This is a genomic window from Gammaproteobacteria bacterium (assembly GCA_035279405.1).
GTDB lineage: Bacteria > Pseudomonadota > Gammaproteobacteria > Natronospirales > REEB76 > REEB76.
This window is the reverse complement of the sequence record DATEHU010000049.1, coordinates 56,985-75,379: the sequence shown is the minus strand read 5'-3', so window position 1 is coordinate 75,379 and position 18,395 is coordinate 56,985. Positions and strand designations below refer to the sequence as shown.

The following is an 18,395-nucleotide window of genomic DNA, read 5'->3' as shown; positions in this document are numbered from 1 at the left end:
GGATGTGGGAGCGGCGATATTCGCCGCGATTTCCTGTTTTGAATCGCGGCCGGCACGACCGCTCCCACGCTGCAAGGAATGAAAAATGACCGAAAGCGTACTCTTGCAAACCGACTCCCGCGGCGTGACGACACTCACGCTCAACCGCCCGGAGAAGCACAACGCCTTCGACGCCGCGCTCATCGCCGAACTGATGCAGAAACTGGCTCGGCTCAACAACGACAGCGGCACGCACATTGTAATTCTGACCGGCGCGGGCAAGTCGTTCTCCGCCGGCGCCGACCTCAACTGGATGCGCTCCATGGCGAAGTTCAGCGAGACGGAGAATATCGAGGATGCGCTGAAACTCGCCGAGCTGATGGATGTATTGAACACGCTGCGCAAACCCACCGTCGCGCGCGTCAACGGCGCCGTGTATGGCGGCGGCGTGGGTCTCGTGGCCTGCTGCGACATCGCCATTGCCTCGGAGAGCGCGAAATTCTGCCTGAGCGAAGTGCGGCTCGGGCTTGTGCCCTCGGTGATTTCGCCCTACGTCATCTCCGCAATCGGCGCACACCAGGCGCGGCGCTATTTCCTGACGGCGGAAGCGTTTGACGCCCGACAGGCGCGCGCCATTAACCTGGTCCATGAAGTCGTGCCCGCAGAACAACTGGACGCGGCGGTCGAGCGCGAAGTGGCAATGCTGCTCAAGGGCGGCGCCAAAGCGCTCACTGCGTCCAAGGAACTGATTGCCGCCAACGCCGCGGCTTCGGTTTCCACGCGCCGCGCGCTCAAACAGAAGACCGCACAGCTCATCGCGCAACTGCGCGTTTCAGAGGAAGGCCAGGAAGGCTTGAGCGCCTTCCTGGAGAAACGTCCTCCGAAGTGGATTAAATGATGAAGTTCAGTTCGACGCTATCCGAAAGCAGCGAAACCTGATGTTCAAGAAAATACTCATCGCCAACCGCGGCGAGATTGCCTGTCGCGTGCTCCGTAGTTGCAAGCGCCTGGGCATCGCCACCGTGGCGGTATATTCCGACGCGGATCGGCACGCCATGCACGTACGGATGGCGGACGAGGCGGTGCACATCGGGGCGTCAAAAGCCGCGGATTCCTATCTCAACATGGACCACATTCTGGCAGCGGCGAAACAAACCGGCGCCGAGGCAATTCATCCCGGTTACGGGTTTCTCTCGGAGAACAGCGAATTCGCGCGCCGCTGTCGAAAAGCCGGCTTGGTGTTCATCGGCCCCTCGCCCGAAAGCATGGATGCCATGGCCTCAAAGAGCGCCGCGGTCACGTTGATGGAAAAAGCCGGCGTACCGGTGACGCCCGGCTATCACGGCGACGACCAGACTCTGAAGAAACTTGAAGCCGAAGCGCGGCACGTCGGTTTCCCTGTGCTGATCAAGCCCTCCGCCGGCGGCGGCGGCAAAGGCATGCACATCGTGCATGCGGCCGGAGAATTCAAGGAAGCGCTGGAAACCGCGAAGCGCGAAGCCAAGAACGCTTTCGGCGACGATCATGTGCTGCTCGAAAAATACATTCAGCAGCCGCGCCACATTGAGTTCCAGGTGTTCGGCGACACGCACGGTAACGTGGTGCACATCTTCGAACGCGAATGTTCGCTACAGCGGCGCTTCCAGAAAGTCGTGGAGGAAACTCCCTCGCCGTTTCTGGATGACGCCATGCGCAAGAAAATGGGCGAAGCCGCGGTGGCGGCGGCCAAGGCCGTGGATTACGTGAACGCCGGCACCATCGAGTTCATCGTGGGCGCGGACCGGTCGTTCCATTTCATGGAGATGAACACGCGCTTGCAGGTCGAACATCCAGTTACCGAGGAAACCACCGGCTTGGATCTGGTGGAATGGCAGTTGCGCGTAGCGAGTGGCGAGCCGCTGCCGCTCACGCAGAACCAGATCAAGCAATGCGGCCACGCCATCGAAGCGCGTTTGTACGCGGAAAATGCCGCCAAGGGCTTTCTGCCGGTGACCGGACGCATCGAGGCCTTTGATACGCCGCGTGATGAGTGGGCGCGCGTGGACACCGGCGTGCGCAGCGGCGACGAGATCGGCATTTTCTACGACCCGATGATCGCCAAAATCAGCGCCAGCGGCAAAGATCGCGCCGAAGCCGTGAGCCGCTTGCGCGAGACGCTCGCACACACCGCGGTGTTCGGCATGGTGACCAATCTGCCGTTGCTGCGCGGCATTGCACGGCACCCGGAGTTCGCCGCCGGCCGCTTCGACACCGGCTTCATCGAACGCGAGTTGAATACCCTGCTCGCCCGCCCCGCTCCCACACCGGCCGCGCTGGCTGCGGCGGTACTCAGCAAGCTTGCGGGACAAAAAACCGGTCCGTGGCAGGCCGACGGCTGGCGCGTGGACGGGACGCACGGCCGGCGTCTGCTGGCGCGCGGCGCCGATGGCAGTGAACACGCGCTGCACATCAACGGCGGACCGGCCGGATTCAACCTGGATACCGACGCCGGCCACCACAAAGTGCGGGTGAGAGACTCAGACCGGGATCGCGCGCAATTCACTCTGGATGATGAGCCCTGCACGGCGTACGTGCTGCGCCACGGCAACGAGTTTCAGGTCGAGCTCGACAGCGAAGCCTACAATTTCGCACTCACCTTGCCGTTCGCGCCCAAAGCCGTCGGACACGCGGACACCGCCACCCATCCCGTGAGCCCCATGCCGGGCCGCGTGGTCGCGGTGCACGTCAAAACCGGTGACAAGGTGGAGCCCGGCCAGCCGCTGCTGGTGCTCGAGGGCATGAAAATGGAATACACGCTCAAGGCCACGATGGCCGGCCGGATCGAGACCGTGCTCTGCAAGGAAGGCGAGATGGTGGAAGCGGATACAGTGCTTGTAACTATCAAGGCGGCCGAGTAGTTGTGAACCAGCATCGGCATCTGTATACTTGTACTATATATTGAACAGGTCGCAAATCATGCGCGTCATAAACTTCTCCGAAGCTCGTAACAGCCTCAAAAGGGTCATAGACCATGTGGTCAAAGACGCGGACTATGCTGTCATTTCGCGGCGCGATGCGCCGGATGCGGTGGTCATGTCACTGGATACTTTCAACAGCATGATGGAAACCGTATATCTGCTGAAAACACCAGCCAACGCAGCGCATCTAAATCGCTCTATCCGCCAGTTCCGCAAAGGTCAAACCAAAGCGCGGAAACTGAAGGATGCCTAGCCGGCTGACCTTTACCGCCGCTGCCTGGCAGGATTACGTGTACTGGGAAACCCAGGACCGCAAAACGTTACGTCGTGTCAATGCTCTGCTTGATGACACCATGCGCCATCCATTCACCGGCGTCGGCAAGCCGGAAGCGTTGCGCGAAAACCTCAGGGGCTTCTGGTCAAGACGGATAGATGACACTCATCGCCTGGTGTATGCGGTTAAAGACCAGGATCTCGTCGTGATTGCGTGTCACTATCACTACGAATAAGTCATGAGCGAATACCCCAAACTTGTCAAAATCGTCGAAGTCGGGCCGCGCGACGGCTTGCAGAATGAAAAGGCCATCGTGCCGGCGGCGGTGAAGATCGAGTTCATCAACCGCCTCTCGCAAACGGGACTACGGACCATCGAAGCCACGAGTTTCGTGAACCCCAAATGGATTCCGCAGCTCGCGGACGCGGACGAAGTCTTCCGCGGCATCCAGAAAAAACCTGGCGTGTCCTATCCGGTTCTGGTGCCGAACGAGCAAGGCATGCAGCGCGCGTTGGCGGCCGGCGCAAAAGAAGTCTCGATTTTCACGGCGGCTTCGGAAACCTTCAACCACAAGAACATCAACGCGTCCATCGCGGACTCCATCGAGCGCTTCAAGCCGGTGATGGCTCTGGCCGCGAAGCACGACGTGAAGGTTCGCGGCTACATCTCCACGGTCATCGGCTGTCCCTACGAAGGACCCATTGCGCCGGATGCGGTAGCGCGCGTGGCGAAACAGCTTGCGGATCTCGGCTGCCATGAAATCTCGCTGGGCGACACCATCGGCGTGGGTACACCGGTGAAGGCGCAACGCATGCTGGCCGCCGCGGCTGCGGTGGTGCCGATGCAAAAGCTCGCGGTACATTTCCACGACACCTATGGCCAGGCCCTCGCGAACATCCATGCCTGCCTCGAACTGGGCGTCGCGGTGGTGGACAGCTCCACGTCCGGTCTCGGCGGCTGTCCCTACGCGAAGGGCGCGACCGGCAACGTCGCTACTGAAGACGTGCTGTTCATGCTTGAGGGCATGGGCATCGAAACCGGTGTGGACATGGGTAAACTGTTGGCGGCCGGGCACTTCATCAGCGATGCCCTGGCGCACCGGCCGGAAAGCAAGTTGGGGCGCGTTCCAGCGGATTCCCGCCGTGACGCACGTACACTGGTCAACCGTCAATGAAAAAAATCCGCGTCGGCATCCTGTTTGGCGGTAAATCCGCGGAGCACGAGATTTCGCTGCTGTCGGCCAAGAACGTCATCGAGGCGCTCGACAAGGATAAATATGAGCCGGTGCTGATCGGTATCGACAAAACCGGCCGCTGGCTCATGAACGAACCCTCGCGCTTCCTGCTGAACAGCACCGACCCCAAACTCATCGCACTCAACAAGGCCAACAGCGAAAGCGTGGCGCTCGCGCCGCAGAGCGAAGGCCGGATTACCAGTCTCAACAGCGGCCACCTCAACCAATCGGTGGACGTGGTGTTCCCCATCCTGCACGGACCCTTCGGCGAGGACGGCACCATTCAGGGCCTGTTGAAACTCGCCAACGTGCCGTTCGTGGGCGCGGGCGTACTGGGCTCGGCGGTGGGCATGGACAAGGATGTGATGAAACGCCTGCTGCACGAGGCCGGTATTCCGATTCCCAATTTCCTGGTGTTCCGGCGCGGCGAACAGCTTGCCTTCGAACAAGTGACGCGCGCATTGGGATTGCCGCTATTCGTGAAGCCGGCCAATCTGGGCTCGTCGGTCGGCATCAGCAAGGCGAAAGACAAGGCGGGCTTCGACAAAGCCGTAGCCGATGCTTTCCGTTACGACGGCAAGATTCTCGTGGAAGAAGCCATCCAGGGCCGTGAGATCGAATGCGCGGTGCTGGGCAACGACGAGCCCATGGCGTCGGTGCCCGGGGAAATCATTCCCACTCATGAGTTTTACGATTACGAAGCAAAATACATTGACGAGCATGGCGCGCGCCTCGAAGCCCCGGCGAAACTGCCGCCGGAAACCGGCAAGCACGTGCAGGATCTCGCCATTCGCACGTTCAAGGTGCTGAACTGTGAAGGCATGGGTCGCGTGGATTTCTTTCTCAAGCCCGACGGCACGCTGCTGGTGAATGAAATCAACACCATTCCCGGCTTCACCAAAATCAGCATGTATCCGCGGCTCTGGGGTCTGTCCGGCGTCTCCTACACCGAACTCATTGACCGCTTGATCAAGTTGGCCTTCGAGCGCCACGGGCGGGAACAAGAACTGCAAACAGCTCACACGGGGGCGCCATGATCAAGCTCGTATTGCTGCGCCATGGCCTGAGCGAATGGAACAAGGAAAACCGTTTCACCGGCTGGACCGACGTGGACCTCGCACCGGAAGGCGTGGCGGAAGCGCATGAGGCCGCACGCCTGTTGCAGGCCGACGCTTTCAGTTTCGATCTTGCCTACACCTCAGTGCTCAAGCGCGCCGTCCGCACGCTGTGGACCGTGCTGGACGACTTGGACCTGATGTGGATTCCCACCGAGAAAAGCTGGCGCCTGAACGAGCGCCACTACGGCACACTGCAAGGACTGAACAAAGCCGAAATGGCGCAAAAGTACGGCGAAGCGCAGGTAAAAATCTGGCGGCGCAGCTACGACGTGCGCCCGCCGGCGCTGGCTGAAAGCGATGCGCGCCATCCCAATTTCGATCCGCGCTACAGTGCATTGCAACCTGCCGAGCGCCCGGCCACGGAATCACTGGCGGACACGGTGGCGCGCTTCGTGCCTTACTATGAACAAACCATCCTGCCGGCGATGCGTGCCGGCAAGCGCATCATCATTTCCGCACATGGCAACTCGCTGCGTGCGCTAGTCAAACACCTCGACAAGATAAGCGACGAAGACATCGTGGCGCTCAACATCCCCACCGGCATTCCGTTGGTGTATGAATTCGACCGGCACTTCACACCCACCCGGCACCACTATCTCGGCGACCCGCAGCGGGTGAGTGCGGCCGCCGACGCGGTGGCGAATCAGGCGCGAAGCGGATAAGTTTACTCAGTCGCGCGCCGGCGCGGTCAACAGCGACCACGCGGTCTGTTCAAGAAAACGTTACATTTAGTCACTGAAACAGGAATCGGCCAATGAAATTCGAAAAAATCCACGCCATCGTTTCCGGCGGCGTGTCGGGTCTGGGTCTCGCCACCTGCGAGCGCATCGTCAGGGCCGGCGGCAAGGTCGCCATGCTGGATGTGAACGCGCAGCACGGGGCAGACGCCGCGAAGAAGCTCGGCGCCAACGCGCTGTTCATCAAGACCGACGTCTCGTCGGAAAAGGAAGTCGCCGCCGCGGTGGACCAGGCCAAGGCCGTGCTCGGCAGCCTGCAGTTGGTGGTCAACTGCGCCGGCGTGCTGGGCGCGGGCCGCACGCTGGGCCGCGAAGGCCCGATGGCAACCGAGTTTTTCGCCAAGACCATCCATGTGAACCTGATCGGCACGTTCAACCTCATCAAGGCTGCAGCCAACGTCATGCAGCACAACGCGCCCAACGCCGAGGGTGAACGCGGCGTGATCGTCAATACCGCTTCGGTGGCGGCGTTCGAGGGCCAGATAGGACAGGCGGCCTATTCCGCCTCCAAAGGCGGCATCGTCGGCATGACCTTGCCCATCGCGCGCGAGTTCGCGCGCTTCGGCATCCGCGTCATGACCATAGCGCCCGGCATTTTCTGGACGCCGATGATGGCTGGCATGCCCGAAGAAGTGCAGAAATCGCTCGGCGCTCAGGTGCCCTTCCCTTCGCGTCTCGGCAAACCCGAAGAATACGCGCAACTCGTGCAGCAGATTTGCGAGAGCGTGATGCTCAATGGCGAAACCATCCGGCTCGACGGCGCGATAAGGATGCAACCGAAATAAACGCGGGGTTCCACCCCCGCGCGCCGGGTCCATTTTCTTTGCTCGTCCAAAGAAAATGGACGAAAAGAAAGGACGCCCCCGGATGCCGCAGGCGCTACGCTTCCTGCTTCGCGCCTGACCCAGGGCGTACATCCATGTACGCCCGCTCGAAGCTTCGCTTCGAGCCCCTGTGCGCTTCCCTCGCTCGGGGTTTCGCAGACGGTGCGTCCATGCACCGCTGCGAAGGCTCGCCATCCTGGCTTCGCCCGCTTCGCGGCCTAATCCTCGCTCAGTCCAGTGCTCGGCGGCATCCAAGGGGTATTCAAGACAATGTAGATGCCGAATCATTTAAAATGCGGTCAGCTTCTATTTGAAATGTTGTAGCTCGAATAAATGGAAATCCAACGCGAGGTAATGCAGTACGACGTAGTGGTGGTGGGCGCGGGCCCAGCCGGGCTCGCCTGCGCCATACGTCTCAAGCAGTTGAAGTCCGGCACTCGGGTATGTGTGCTGGAAAAAGGCTCGCAGGTGGGCGCGCACATTCTCTCGGGCTGCGTCATGGAGCCGGCCGCCATGGATGAGCTGCTGCCGGATTGGCGCAAAACACCGCCTGCGATCTGCGTGCCGGCGGCCAAAGACGAATTCGTGCTGCTCACCAAAACCCGGCGCATCAAGCTGCCCACGCCGCCGCAGATGCACAATCGCGGCAATGTCATCATTTCCCTCGGCAGCCTGTGTGCGTGGCTCGCGCAGCAGGCGGAAGCTTTGGGCGTGGAAGTGTTCGCGGGCTTCCCGGCCGCCACGCCGCTCATCGAAAACGGCAAGGTCATCGGCGTGCGCTGCGGCGACATGGGCCTGAACAAGGACGGCACGCCGGGGCCAAACTTTGCCGCGGGCGTGGATATTCATGCGGGCACGACGGTGCTCGCCGAAGGTTGCCGCGGCAGCGTCAGCAAGCTGCTGATAAAGGAATTCAATCTGGACGCGGGCTGTTCGCCGCAGACCTATGGCATCGGCTTCAAAGAGCTGTGGCAGGTGCCGCCGGGCCGCGTGCAGCCGGGTTACGTGCAACACAGTGTCGGCTGGCCGCTGGATTCCAAGACCTACGGCGGAAGTTTTCTGTATCATCTGGATCAGAACCGCGTGTATGTGGGTTTCGTCGCGGGACTCGACTACGAAGACCCGGAATTCAAGCCCTTTGAAGCTTTCCAGCAATTCAAACACCATCCGAGCATCAAACCTCTTCTCGAAGGCGGAGAAATCATTTCCGCCGGCAGCCGCGCACTCATCGAGGGTGGACTGCAATCCCTGCCGAAACTGGATATGCCCGGCGCGCTGCTGATAGGCGACGCCGCTGGCACCATGAACGTTCCGAAAATCAAGGGCACGCACATGGCGCTGCGCTCCGGCATGCTGGCGGCGGAGCATCTGGTCGAGCGCGGCAGCGGCGAGGGTTTCGATGCACGCTGGCGAGTCTCACCTTCTGCACGCGAGCTGCGCAAGGTCCGCAACATCCGGCCCGGATTTCACAAGGGCCTGTGGTTTGGTCTGCTCTACGCGGCGCTGGAGACCGTGACGCTCGGCAAACTGCCCTGGACGCTGAAGAATCACGCGGACTGGAAGAGTCTGTACAAGCTTGGCGAACGTGCGCCCGAAACCGAAGACTATGTCAGCCGCGCGCTGCCACCCAAGGATCGGCTATCTTCGGTGTTCTTCGCCGCTACAAGTCACGATGAGCACCAGCCCGCTCATCTCAAGGTGCCGGATACCAATATATGCGTGGGCCGCTGCGTCACGGAATACCATAACCCCTGCACCCGCTTCTGCCCAGCGCAGGTCTATGAAATGGTCGAGGAAAATGGCGTCAAGCGCCTGCAAATCAATGCCGCCAACTGCGTGCACTGCAAAACCTGCGACATCAAGGACCCCTACGAAAATATCCTCTGGACCACGCCGGAAGGCGGCTCGGGGCCAAATTATCAGAATTTATGAGCGGTGAGGAAGCGAGGCGTGAGGGGTGAGGCGAGAAAGGCAAAATTCCCACCCCGGCACAAACTCCTCACCCTTGACACCTCAGCCCTCGCTTTTGCGAGATTCAGACTTACTAATGCCATTACATTACTGCGAGTGTCGAAATGAAGATCTTGGTTGGTATTAAACGCGTCATTGATTTCTCGGTGCGCGTACAGGTCAAGAAGGACGGCAGCGGCGTCAACACCGACGGCGTGAAGCTGTCCATCAATCCCTTCGATGAAATCGCGCTGGAAGAGGCCCTGCGAATTCGTGAGAAAGGCGTGCAGGCCGAGGTAGTCGCGGTGTCCATCGGACCGACTGAGGTGCAGCAGCAGTTGCGCACCGCGCTCGCCATGGGCGCGGATCGCGCGGTGCTGGTGGAAACCGGCGAAAACATGCAGCCATTGGGCGTGGCACGTGTATTCCACCAACTCGTCAAGCGCGAGAACGCCGATCTTGTGATTCTCGGCAAGCAAGCGATTGACGACGACAGCAATCAAACCGGCCAAATGCTGGCGGCGCTCTGGGACCGCCCGCAGGCCACGTTTGCCTCGAAAGTGGAACTCAAGGACAACACGCTGACGGTCACGCGCGAGGTGGATGCAGGTTTGGAAACCCTGTCGGTGGACCTGCCGGCGGTCGTCACCACTGACCTGCGGCTCAACACGCCGCGCTTCGTGAAGATGCCGGACATCATGAAAGCCCGCAGCAAGCCGCTGCAAATCCTCAAACTAGCCGAGTTGGGTGCAGCCGCTGCACCCAAGCTGGAAGCCACAAAATACGCGCCGCCGCCGCAGCGTGTGGGCGGCAAGAAGGTGGCTGATGTGCCAGCCTTAATCGCGGCACTCAAAGAACGGGGGGTGCTGTAATGAGCAAAACCCTGGTTATCGCCGAGCACGACGGCAAACAACTCAATGCTTCCACGACGCGCGCCGTGAGCTGTGCGCTCGCCATCGGTGGCGAGATTAATGTGGTGGTGTTCGCGGCCGACGCCGCGGCTGTTGCAACCGCCGCCACAAAGTTAAAGGGTGTGAAGCGCGTGTTGAAAGTGGAACGCGCCGAGAACGCGCATCAACTGGCGGCCGTGCTGGCGCCACAGATCGCGAAACTCGCCAAGGATTACAGCCATGTGCTCGCGCCCTCCACCACCTTCGGCAAAGACGTGCTGCCGCGCGCTGCGGCGCTCCTGGGAGTGCAGCAGTTGAGCGATGTAATGAAAGTTATCGATCCGGTAACTTTTGAACGGCCCATGTACGCGGGCAATGCCATCGTCACGGTGAAGGCGCCTGCTGCGTCCTGCATCCTCGCCACGGTGCGTACCGCTTCCTGGCAGCCCTGCGGCGAAGGCGGCGGCGCCGAGATCGTGTCGGCATCCACAGATGTGGCCATTCCAGAACACACGCGTTTTGTGGAACTCAAGGCCGAGAAAAGCGACCGGCCCGATCTGCAATCCGCGCCACGCGTGGTCTCAGGCGGCCGCGGCGTGGGCAGCAAGGAAAACTTCGCGGTGATCTACAAGCTCGCGGACAAGTTGCACGCCGCCGTGGGCGCCTCGCGCGCCGCGGTGGACGCGGGCTTTGTGTCGAACGATCTGCAGGTGGGTCAGACCGGCAAGATCATCGCGCCCGATCTCTACGTGGCGGTCGGAATCTCCGGTGCCATCCAGCATCTCACCGGCATCAAGGATGCGCGCACCATCGTCGCCATCAACAAGGATGCCGACGCGCCGATTTTTCAGGTCGCCGACATCGGTCTGGTCGGGGATCTGTTCCAGGTCCTGCCGGAACTGGAAAAAGCGCTGGACAAGCTTTGAATGATCCGGGAGCGGCGCCTGTGCTTGCAGGCCAATTGCCGACATCAGCATCGCCCGCCATTTCCGTACCGCTGAGTATGTGAGTTACGCGGCTAACGTAACGCTTGGCCGCAGATTGAACATCTGTGACAAAACCCCCGCGCGCAAAGCGCATCCTCCCTTTGCAAAAGGGGGGGCGTGGGGAGATTTCAGGCACGCCGAATATTTATCGGCGTACCAGGTGGCTCTAAGGCTTAATCACGCCCGAGGCGCGCGATCCAGCGGTAGAGTACGACAATCGTCGCTATGAACGCGACGCCGCCGATCCACAGACCGGCGTCGGCGAAGTGTGAACCGACGAGCGCAATGGGCGTAGCGTTGCCGGAAAACGCCACGGCCGCGGCGAAGATCACGCCCAGCAGGCTTTCGCCCACGATCAGTCCTGACGCGAGCAGCGTACCGAGTTGTTTGGTGGCTTCGGGTTTCGGCGTGCGGTCCGCGCGACGATTGAACCAGGCGCCGACCAGTGCGCCGACCACCACCATGAGCGTGGTCGAGGTCGGCAGATAAATGCCGAGACCCACCGCGAGCGGCGGCAAGCTCACCCGTTTCACGGTGCGCTTGAGACCCTCGTCGAGCAGGATGCCGGCGACGCCAATGGCGCCGCCGATGCCGATCAGCGACCAGTCAATGTTGTTGGTAATCACGCCCTGCGCCAGCGCCGAAATCAATCCCGCCTGCGGCGCCGGCAACGCGTGCGCCGGATTGACGCCGGGAGCGCCCAGGAAACCGTAGGCTTTGCTGAGCAGGTCGAGGACCGGCGGAATGATGAGCGCGCCCGCGATCACGCCGATGACCAACGCCCACTGCTGTTTGGACGGAGTCGCATCCACCAGCTGGCCGGTCTTCAGGTCCTGCAGGTTGTTGTTGGCGATGGACGCCACCGCGAACACTACCGAGGTAATGAACAGCGCGAACGCCACCAGCGCCTTGCCGGCTTCAGGCGGCAGATGGGGTTTCACGCCGAGCACCAGCAGCAGCGCGGCAATCACCACCACCAGGATGCCGATACCGGACAGCGGGCTGTTGGATGAGCCGATCAGGCCGGCCATGTAGCCGCACACTGCCGAGACCAGAAAGCTCAGGATCACCACGAAGATCACGCCGCCGACCGTCAGCAGGATGGCGTGTGAACCGAGGCCGCTCACCACGCTAAAGTGCCACAGCAGATACGCGACCGGGATCAGGCAGGCGAGCGAAACCAGACCGACCATGCCGATGGGAATGTCGCGCTCCACACGCGGCAAAGTATCGGCCTTGCCGGCCTTGCGCACGCGCGCCGCGGCCATGGCGCCGCGCAATCCCGCGACTACCGGTTTGACCAGCGTGGCCAGCGTCCAGATGGCCGCCACGCCGATGGTGCCGGCGCCCACGAAACGCACATAGTGGCTCCACGCGCCTTGCGCGACATCGGAAGCTGAGCCCGCGAGCGGATGCAGCAAGGTGAAATGCGGAACACCCCAGCCCCAGCCGATGATGGCGCCGACCAGCATGGCGACGCCTACCCACAATCCCACAAGATGACCGATGGCGAAGAGCGCGAACGACAGCGCAAAATCGAAGCCGGTGGCCGAACCCCTGTGGCCGATGCGGAAATATCCGGCGACATCGCTTGCAAAAATTCTGGTCTGAACGATCACGTAGAACACCGCCGAGACCACACCGCCGGCCAACACGGCCTTGAGCCCCGCGCCGCCCGATTCCACCGATTCGGCCGCCACCCCCGGGCCGCCCGAGCCGACCTTGAGCACTTCGGCACAGGCCACGCCTTCGGGGTACGGCAGATCGGAATCGGTGACCAGCGCACGGCGCAGCGGGATGGTGTACATCACGCCCAGGATGCCGCCGGTGACACACACGCCGAAGGACATCCAGAACGGAAAGCCACTCCACCAGCCGACGATGATCAGGCCCGGCAACACAAAGATGATCGAGGACAGCGTGCCGGCGGCCGAGGCCACGGTCTGCACGATGTTGTTTTCCTGCATGGTGGAGTTCTTGAATCCGCGCAGGATCGCCATGGAAATCACGGCGGCGGGAATCGAGGTGGAAAAAGTGAGCCCCGCCTTGAGGCCGAAGTACACGTTGGCCGCCGTGAACACCACGGTGATGATGACGCCGATCAGCAGACCGCGCAGCGTGAATTCCCCGACCGACTTCATGTCGTTGAACGCCGAAACCTGCATGGGCGATGCTCCCGATTATTGAGATTCAAGACCGCGGCGGATGCACCGCCGATCCCGTTGGTATCGTCCAGGTCGCGCGCACAATAACCCATCCCTGCGTGCCTGTCTCGCCCCCGCTCGGCAGCGGAACCATGCGCACCGGTGCCGAACGAAATTTGCGATAATGCCGACCTGTCCCGCCGTTCCGGACCCCCATGAGCGCACCACTTTGGACTCCCAGCGCCGAGGTTGTCGCACACGCCAACATGCGGCGCTTCCTGGAGCACGTGCAGCACCAGTGCGAGCCGCAGGTGAAGAACTACGCGGGCCTGTACCGCTGGTCCATCGAGCATCCCGAGCGATTCTGGCCGCAGGTGTGGGCTTTCTGCGGGATCAAGGCGTCGCGGACCTGGGACGAGGTGCTCACCGAAGCCCACCGGATGCCGGGTGCCAGGTGGTTCGAAGGCGCACATCTCAATTTCGCCGAGAACCTGCTGCGCTACCGCGACTCGCGGCCGGCTTTGGTCTTCCGCTGTGAGCGGGAAGATCTACGCATCACCTGCAGTTATCAGGAGCTTTACCGCCAGGTCGCCGCGCTGGCCGCGGCGCTTAGAAAATCCGGCATCCGAGCCGGCGACCGGGTGGCGGGTTTCATGCCCAACCGCCCGGAAACCGTGATCGCCATGCTCGCGGCTGCGAGCCTCGGGGCCATCTGGTCCTCCTGTTCGCCGGATTTCGGCATCAATGGCGTGCTCGATCGCTTCGGCCAGATTGCACCCAAAGTGCTGTTCACCTGCGACGGCTATTTTTACGCCGGCAAGACTGTGGATTCGCTCGCGCGCATCCGCGGCGTGCTGGAAAAGCTCCCGTCGGTCGAGCACGTAGTTGTCGTGCCTTACGTGAGTACGCAGCTCGACATTTCCACCGTACCGCGCGCGGTGCTTTGGCGCCAGTATCTGGGCAGCGCAACGGAAGTCGAATTCGCGCAACTGCCGTTCGACCATCCGGTGTACATCATGTACAGCTCGGGCACCACCGGCGTGCCCAAGTGCATTGTGCACGGCGCCGGCGGTACGCTCATCCAGCACCTCAAGGAATTGGTGCTGCACACGGATCTCAAACGCGAGGACGTGATTTTCTACTTCACCACCTGCGGCTGGATGATGTGGAACTGGCTGGTGTCGGGCCTCGCCGTGGGCGCCACCGTGCTGCTCTACGACGGTTCGCCCTTCCACGCGCATCAGGACATCCTGTGGCGCATGGCCGAGGAGGAAGGCATCAGCATCTTCGGCACCAGCGCCAAATATCTTTCGGCCGCGGAGAAATTCGACGTCCGGCCGCGCGAGAAACACAAGCTCGAAAAACTGCGCATCATCACCTCCACCGGTTCGTCGCTGCTGCCCGAGAATTCCGAATACGTGTACCGCGACATCAAGTCGGACCTGTGCCTGTCTTCGATTTCCGGCGGCACCGACATCATCTCCTGCTTTGCGCTCGGCAATCCGCTGCTGCCCGTGTATCCGGGCGAACTCCAATGTCGAGGTCTGGGCATGGCGGTGGAAATCTGGAACGCGGACGGCAAGCCGGTGCACGGCCGGCCGGGCGAGCTGGTGTGCACCCGGCCGTTCCCGTCCATGCCGGTGCAATTCTGGAATGACCCGGACGGAAAGAAATACCACGACGCGTATTTCGATTACTTCCCCGGTGTGTGGCGCCACGGCGATTGGGCCGAGCTGACCGCGCACGACGGCCTCATCATTCACGGCCGCTCCGACGCCACGCTCAATCCCGGCGGCGTACGCATCGGCACCGCGGAAATCTACCGGCAGGTGGAGAAGCTGCCGGAGATCGTGGAAAGCATCGCGGTCGGCCAGGACTGGCAGGGCGACGTGCGCGTAATCCTGTTCGTGCGGCTGCGCGATGGCGTGGCGCTCGACGAGGCGCTTATCGGCAGAATCCGCAAAACCATCCGCGACAACACCTCGCCACGGCACGTGCCGGCAAAGGTCATCGCCGTGTCCGACATTCCGCGCACCATCAGCGGCAAGATCAGCGAACTCGCGGTACGCAACGTGATCCACGGCTGGCCGGTGAAGAACACCGATGCCCTCGCCAACCCCCAGGCGTTGGAGCATTACAAAAACCTGGCGGAATTACACACCGATTGAGCACACATGGGCATGCGGCATAGCGAAACCTTATGCGACCTGTGTTTGTGGGAGCGGTGAGCGGACCCATGGGTCCGCGCCGCGATTCGAGTCTTATCGCGGTCGGGACGATCGCTCCCACGAAGAAAAGAATTAGTGTTATTCCTGATGTTGCAAACAATATGAATGACGCACCAACGCCACTCACGCCGCGGCAACATTACGCAGCGGATCTGGCCAGATCGGGATTCGTGAAAGACACCGCCCAGGCGAAAGCCGTGGCGGCGCTGGATATCCTTTATCACCATCTGCTCGCCCACCCGGTCCCGTGGTGGCGGCGCTGGCGCGGCCGCGCGGCCACTGCGCCCAAGGGGCTGTATCTCTGGGGCGCGGTCGGCCGCGGCAAAACCTACCTGATGGACTGTTTCTTCGAGTGCCTGCCATTTGCGGAAAAGCAGCGCCTGCACTTCCATCATTTCATGCAGATGGTACACACGCGCCTGAAGGCGTTGCCGGATCAGGAAGATCCCCTGCGCGTGGTCGCCAAACACTTCAGCGAGCAGGCGCGGGTGTTGTGCTTTGACGAATTCTTTGTGTCCGACATCGGCGACGCCATGCTGCTCGGACGCCTGCTGCAATACCTGTTCGAAGACGGCGTGACGCTGGTGGCAACTTCCAACCTGCCGCCGGATGCGCTCTACAAGGACGGCCTGCAGCGCGAGCGCTTCCTGCCCGCCATCCGCTCGCTGAAACAGCATACCTATGTGCTGCATCTCGACGGCGGCAGCGATTACCGCCTGCGGCATCTGGAACGAACCCGCCTGTATTACGTGCCGGCCGGCGCCGAGGCCGACAGCCATTTGCAGGCATTCTTCCGGCAACTGTCGGGCGGCGTGCACAGCAGCACGGCGCCGTTGCTCATCAATGAGCGGGAAATTCCCGTCAAGGAACACGCCGATGGCGTGGTGTGGTTCGGTTTCCGGAACCTCTGCGGCGGACCGCGCAGCGCCGCGGATTACATCGAGATCGCGCGCGCGTGGCACACGGTGCTGGTGTCGGACATCCCGGTACTCGGCGCGGAGCAGGAAGACGAAGCACGTCGCTTCGTGACGCTGGTGGACGAATTCTACGACCGCCGGGTAAAGCTCGCGCTCTCGGCAGCCGTGCCGCTGGAACAGCTGTATAGCGGCAAACGTCTGACGTTTGAATTCCAGCGCACCGCAAGCCGCCTCACCGAAATGCAGAGCCGGGAGTACCTGTGCGCGCCACATCTACCGTAAAATGCCGCATCCGGAAATCCCGAGGTTGTCATGTCTTCCGCCCAGCCTCTTGACGAAGCCGCGTTTGCCGAATGGCACAAGACCCAACAGCAGCAGGTGGCCGACTACCTGCGCAGGCTTCAGGTGTTCGAGACCGACATCACCGGCGAATGGCTGTGGGTGGTACCGCAGCGCGCCATGCTTGGCCGTGTATGGCCGAAGCACGGCGGGCGTCCCAAACTCTGGGTCATTACCGGGGTGGTGCCGACCGACCATGCCGAAGCCAGCGCGGCCAAGAGCTGCCGTGAGGCAGCGCGATTTTTTGCGCTCAAGTGGCAGATGGAGGCGGCGCGCCTGGAACAAGGCGGCGGCGGTGACACCAGCCCGAAGCAAGGCGGCGAAATCAACTGGCAGGACGTGAGCAGCAACATCGCCGGGCGCGCGGAGTGGCTTTACATGTTGATGAACGACGACCGCCGCTGGACCGCCGAGGGCCTGCCGCTGTTCCGCATTGATCATGAAGCCGCGCAGCAGTAAGCCGTTGGCCGCGCGCTGCGTTAAATGAGCGGAACACCCGCGATTGCACGCGGTCCAAGTTTTCATTCACTCACACGCTCAGGAGGAGCAGAAACATGCTGAAAACCATCGTTAATCGCACGACTTGGGGTGCCGCCGCCGCGCTGTTGCTGGCCGGATGCGCGAATCTCGGACCCAACCCTTACGGCGCCACGACTTACAGCGGGGCCGCGACCCGCACCGAGCAGCAGGTGAGCTACGGCACCGTCGTGTCCCTGGAAGCGGCGAAAGTTACGCCCGGAAAGGGTGAAAACACGCTGGCCACCGGCGTCGGCGCAGTAGCCGGCGGCATTGCGGGCAGCGCCGCCGGTGGCGGCCGCGGCCAAGCGCTGACCACGCTCGCCGGCGCGGTGCTGGGCGGCATCGCCGGTAACGCGGTAGGTAAAGCGGCTGGCACCGCACAGGCTGTGATAATCACCGTCAAGATGGACAGCGGCCGCACGGTCGCCATTACCCAGGGCGTGGACCCGAACCTGATTTTCCAGGTCGGGCAACGCGTGGAGGTACTGGAGAATCCAGCCGACGGCACTGCCCGGGTACTGGCGCTGAAGCCGTAAGCGACGCGGTTCGTGACACCCAAGCAAGGCGGCAGAAATGCCGCCTTGCTTTTTTACCGCTCGCAATCCGGGCTGATGATTTTCCGTCCCGCGCGGATCATTCAGCGTCGGGCTGCCTATCCGGTGCAGCATCCGCAAATGCGGCCAGTGCCAGACAGGTGGCATTGATGCGCTCAATGGCGGGAAACGACGCGAGATCTATCTTGAAACGCCGGGCATTGAATACCTGAGGCACGAGGCAAATGTCGGCCAACGTGGGCTGATCGCCGTGGCAGAACTTGCCGGTGGCGGGGCTGCTGCCCAACAGTTTGTCCAGCGCGTTGAATCCCTCGACGATCCAGTGACGGTACCACTTGCTGCGCGCGGCTTCGTCAGCGCGGAATTCCTTTTCTAGGTACTTCAGAATCCGCTGATTGTTCACCGGATGAATGTCACTGGCCACGATTTGCGCCAGTGCACGCACGCGCGCGCGGCCGGGCGCATCCTTCGGCAACAGCGGCGGTTGGGGATGGGTTTCGTCCAGGTACTCGATGATGGCGAGGGATTGCGTGAGCACGTGTCCCTTGTCCACCAGTGCCGGCACCAGGCCCTGCGGATTCAGCGCCAGGTATTCCGGCTGGTGCTGCTGGCCGCCGTCCTTGACCAGATGCACGTAGCGGTAATCCGCCTTCAAGCCCTTGAGGTTGAGTGCGATGCGCACGCGGTAGGCGGCGGAAGAACGGAAGTAGGTGTAAAGCTCCATGTGTCTCTTCTGCAACTTGAG

The 18,395-nt window shown here is 61.9% G+C and carries 17 protein-coding genes; 15 read left to right on the top strand and 2 right to left on the bottom strand.

Annotated features, from left to right (window positions below; translation table 11 throughout):
- Nucleotides 1-85 precede the first annotated feature (85 nt).
- The 11 genes from VJR90_10775 to VJR90_10725 all read left to right on the top strand — a co-directional run bounded on the left by VJR90_10775 (nucleotide 86) and on the right by VJR90_10725 (nucleotide 10,889).
- Nucleotides 86-877, top strand: a complete 792-nt coding sequence (locus tag VJR90_10775) for an enoyl-CoA hydratase/isomerase family protein (GenBank protein ID HKV97955.1) — start codon at nucleotides 86-88, stop codon at nucleotides 875-877.
- A gap of 40 nt (nucleotides 878-917) precedes the next feature.
- On the top strand, nucleotides 918-2,876 hold the full coding sequence (locus VJR90_10770; protein ID HKV97954.1) for an acetyl/propionyl/methylcrotonyl-CoA carboxylase subunit alpha: 1,959 nt from the start codon (nucleotides 918-920) through the stop codon (nucleotides 2,874-2,876).
- A 58-nt stretch (nucleotides 2,877-2,934) separates the two neighbouring features.
- The gene (locus VJR90_10765; protein HKV97953.1) at nucleotides 2,935-3,189 is read left to right on the top strand and encodes a type II toxin-antitoxin system prevent-host-death family antitoxin; all 255 of its coding nucleotides are present in this window, start codon (nucleotides 2,935-2,937) and stop codon (nucleotides 3,187-3,189) included.
- On the top strand, nucleotides 3,182-3,445 hold the full coding sequence (locus VJR90_10760; GenBank protein HKV97952.1) for a Txe/YoeB family addiction module toxin: 264 nt from the start codon (nucleotides 3,182-3,184) through the stop codon (nucleotides 3,443-3,445). Before VJR90_10765 ends, VJR90_10760 begins: the two co-directional genes overlap by 8 nt.
- A 3-nt stretch (nucleotides 3,446-3,448) precedes the next feature.
- Nucleotides 3,449-4,384 carry a hydroxymethylglutaryl-CoA lyase gene (locus VJR90_10755; GenBank protein ID HKV97951.1) on the top strand — a complete coding sequence of 312 codons (936 nt, stop codon included), beginning with the start codon at nucleotides 3,449-3,451 and terminating at the stop codon, nucleotides 4,382-4,384.
- The gene (gene ddlA / locus VJR90_10750; GenBank protein ID HKV97950.1) at nucleotides 4,381-5,481 is read left to right on the top strand and encodes a D-alanine--D-alanine ligase; all 1,101 of its coding nucleotides are present in this window, start codon (nucleotides 4,381-4,383) and stop codon (nucleotides 5,479-5,481) included. The genes VJR90_10755 and ddlA overlap by 4 nt, the downstream gene beginning before the upstream one ends.
- Nucleotides 5,478-6,224, top strand: coding sequence for a 2,3-diphosphoglycerate-dependent phosphoglycerate mutase (gene gpmA / locus VJR90_10745; protein ID HKV97949.1), 747 nt, complete (start codon nucleotides 5,478-5,480; stop codon nucleotides 6,222-6,224). The genes ddlA and gpmA overlap by 4 nt, the downstream gene beginning before the upstream one ends.
- Before the next feature lie 92 nt (nucleotides 6,225-6,316).
- Nucleotides 6,317-7,084 (top strand): 3-hydroxyacyl-CoA dehydrogenase, encoded by a 768-nt coding sequence (locus VJR90_10740; protein HKV97948.1) that lies wholly within the window; start codon nucleotides 6,317-6,319, stop codon nucleotides 7,082-7,084.
- A gap of 372 nt (nucleotides 7,085-7,456) precedes the next feature.
- Nucleotides 7,457-9,055 (top strand): electron transfer flavoprotein-ubiquinone oxidoreductase, encoded by a 1,599-nt coding sequence (locus VJR90_10735; protein HKV97947.1) that lies wholly within the window; start codon nucleotides 7,457-7,459, stop codon nucleotides 9,053-9,055.
- A gap of 143 nt (nucleotides 9,056-9,198) precedes the next feature.
- The gene (locus VJR90_10730; GenBank protein ID HKV97946.1) at nucleotides 9,199-9,945 is read left to right on the top strand and encodes an electron transfer flavoprotein subunit beta/FixA family protein; all 747 of its coding nucleotides are present in this window, start codon (nucleotides 9,199-9,201) and stop codon (nucleotides 9,943-9,945) included.
- Nucleotides 9,945-10,889, top strand: coding sequence for an FAD-binding protein (locus tag VJR90_10725; protein ID HKV97945.1), 945 nt, complete (start codon nucleotides 9,945-9,947; stop codon nucleotides 10,887-10,889). The genes VJR90_10730 and VJR90_10725 overlap by 1 nt, the downstream gene beginning before the upstream one ends.
- Before the next feature lie 233 nt (nucleotides 10,890-11,122).
- Here VJR90_10725 and VJR90_10720 read toward each other — a convergent pair whose 3' ends face one another.
- A complete protein-coding gene (locus VJR90_10720; GenBank protein HKV97944.1) occupies nucleotides 11,123-13,114 on the bottom strand; it encodes an oligopeptide transporter, OPT family in 1,992 nt (663 codons plus the stop codon).
- A 194-nt stretch (nucleotides 13,115-13,308) separates the two neighbouring features.
- Here VJR90_10720 and VJR90_10715 point away from each other — a divergent pair, with 194 nt between their 5' ends.
- The 4 genes from VJR90_10715 to VJR90_10700 all read left to right on the top strand — a co-directional run bounded on the left by VJR90_10715 (nucleotide 13,309) and on the right by VJR90_10700 (nucleotide 17,632).
- Nucleotides 13,309-15,261, top strand: coding sequence for an acetoacetate--CoA ligase (locus VJR90_10715; protein ID HKV97943.1), 1,953 nt, complete (start codon nucleotides 13,309-13,311; stop codon nucleotides 15,259-15,261).
- Nucleotides 15,262-15,422: 161 nt separating this feature from the next.
- Nucleotides 15,423-16,520, top strand: a complete 1,098-nt coding sequence (zapE, locus tag VJR90_10710; GenBank protein ID HKV97942.1) for a cell division protein ZapE — start codon at nucleotides 15,423-15,425, stop codon at nucleotides 16,518-16,520.
- A gap of 30 nt (nucleotides 16,521-16,550) precedes the next feature.
- Nucleotides 16,551-17,036 (top strand): DUF4826 family protein, encoded by a 486-nt coding sequence (locus tag VJR90_10705; GenBank protein HKV97941.1) that lies wholly within the window; start codon nucleotides 16,551-16,553, stop codon nucleotides 17,034-17,036.
- 95 nt (nucleotides 17,037-17,131) lie between these two features.
- Nucleotides 17,132-17,632: a hypothetical protein gene (locus VJR90_10700; protein HKV97940.1), complete on the top strand. Its 501-nt coding sequence runs from the start codon at nucleotides 17,132-17,134 to the stop codon at nucleotides 17,630-17,632.
- 97 nt (nucleotides 17,633-17,729) lie between these two features.
- Here the strand turns inward: VJR90_10700 and maiA are convergent, their stop codons facing one another.
- Nucleotides 17,730-18,374 (bottom strand): maleylacetoacetate isomerase, encoded by a 645-nt coding sequence (gene maiA, locus VJR90_10695; protein ID HKV97939.1) that lies wholly within the window; start codon nucleotides 18,372-18,374, stop codon nucleotides 17,730-17,732.
- Nucleotides 18,375-18,395: the final 21 nt, after the last annotated feature.

Excerpts from the sequence above, each read along its gene's own strand:
- zapE (HKV97942.1), top strand. The coding sequence starts at position 15,423 with ATGAATGACGCACCAACGCCACTCACGCCGCGGCAACATTACGCAGCG.
- VJR90_10730 (HKV97946.1), top strand. The coding sequence starts at position 9,199 with ATGAAGATCTTGGTTGGTATTAAACGCGTCATTGATTTCTCGGTGCGC.
- VJR90_10700 (HKV97940.1), top strand. The coding sequence starts at position 17,132 with ATGCTGAAAACCATCGTTAATCGCACGACTTGGGGTGCCGCCGCCGCG.
- VJR90_10755 (HKV97951.1), top strand. The coding sequence starts at position 3,449 with ATGAGCGAATACCCCAAACTTGTCAAAATCGTCGAAGTCGGGCCGCGC.
- VJR90_10725 (HKV97945.1), top strand. The coding sequence starts at position 9,945 with ATGAGCAAAACCCTGGTTATCGCCGAGCACGACGGCAAACAACTCAAT.
- VJR90_10720 (HKV97944.1), bottom strand. The coding sequence starts at position 13,114 with ATGCAGGTTTCGGCGTTCAACGACATGAAGTCGGTCGGGGAATTCACG.
- gpmA (HKV97949.1), top strand. The coding sequence starts at position 5,478 with ATGATCAAGCTCGTATTGCTGCGCCATGGCCTGAGCGAATGGAACAAG.
- VJR90_10760 (HKV97952.1), top strand. The coding sequence starts at position 3,182 with ATGCCTAGCCGGCTGACCTTTACCGCCGCTGCCTGGCAGGATTACGTG.
- VJR90_10735 (HKV97947.1), top strand. The coding sequence starts at position 7,457 with ATGGAAATCCAACGCGAGGTAATGCAGTACGACGTAGTGGTGGTGGGC.
- VJR90_10740 (HKV97948.1), top strand. The coding sequence starts at position 6,317 with ATGAAATTCGAAAAAATCCACGCCATCGTTTCCGGCGGCGTGTCGGGT.
- VJR90_10765 (HKV97953.1), top strand. The coding sequence starts at position 2,935 with ATGCGCGTCATAAACTTCTCCGAAGCTCGTAACAGCCTCAAAAGGGTC.
- VJR90_10715 (HKV97943.1), top strand. The coding sequence starts at position 13,309 with ATGAGCGCACCACTTTGGACTCCCAGCGCCGAGGTTGTCGCACACGCC.
- VJR90_10705 (HKV97941.1), top strand. The coding sequence starts at position 16,551 with ATGTCTTCCGCCCAGCCTCTTGACGAAGCCGCGTTTGCCGAATGGCAC.
- VJR90_10775 (HKV97955.1), top strand. The coding sequence starts at position 86 with ATGACCGAAAGCGTACTCTTGCAAACCGACTCCCGCGGCGTGACGACA.
- ddlA (HKV97950.1), top strand. The coding sequence starts at position 4,381 with ATGAAAAAAATCCGCGTCGGCATCCTGTTTGGCGGTAAATCCGCGGAG.
- VJR90_10770 (HKV97954.1), top strand. The coding sequence starts at position 918 with ATGTTCAAGAAAATACTCATCGCCAACCGCGGCGAGATTGCCTGTCGC.
- maiA (HKV97939.1), bottom strand. The coding sequence starts at position 18,374 with ATGGAGCTTTACACCTACTTCCGTTCTTCCGCCGCCTACCGCGTGCGC.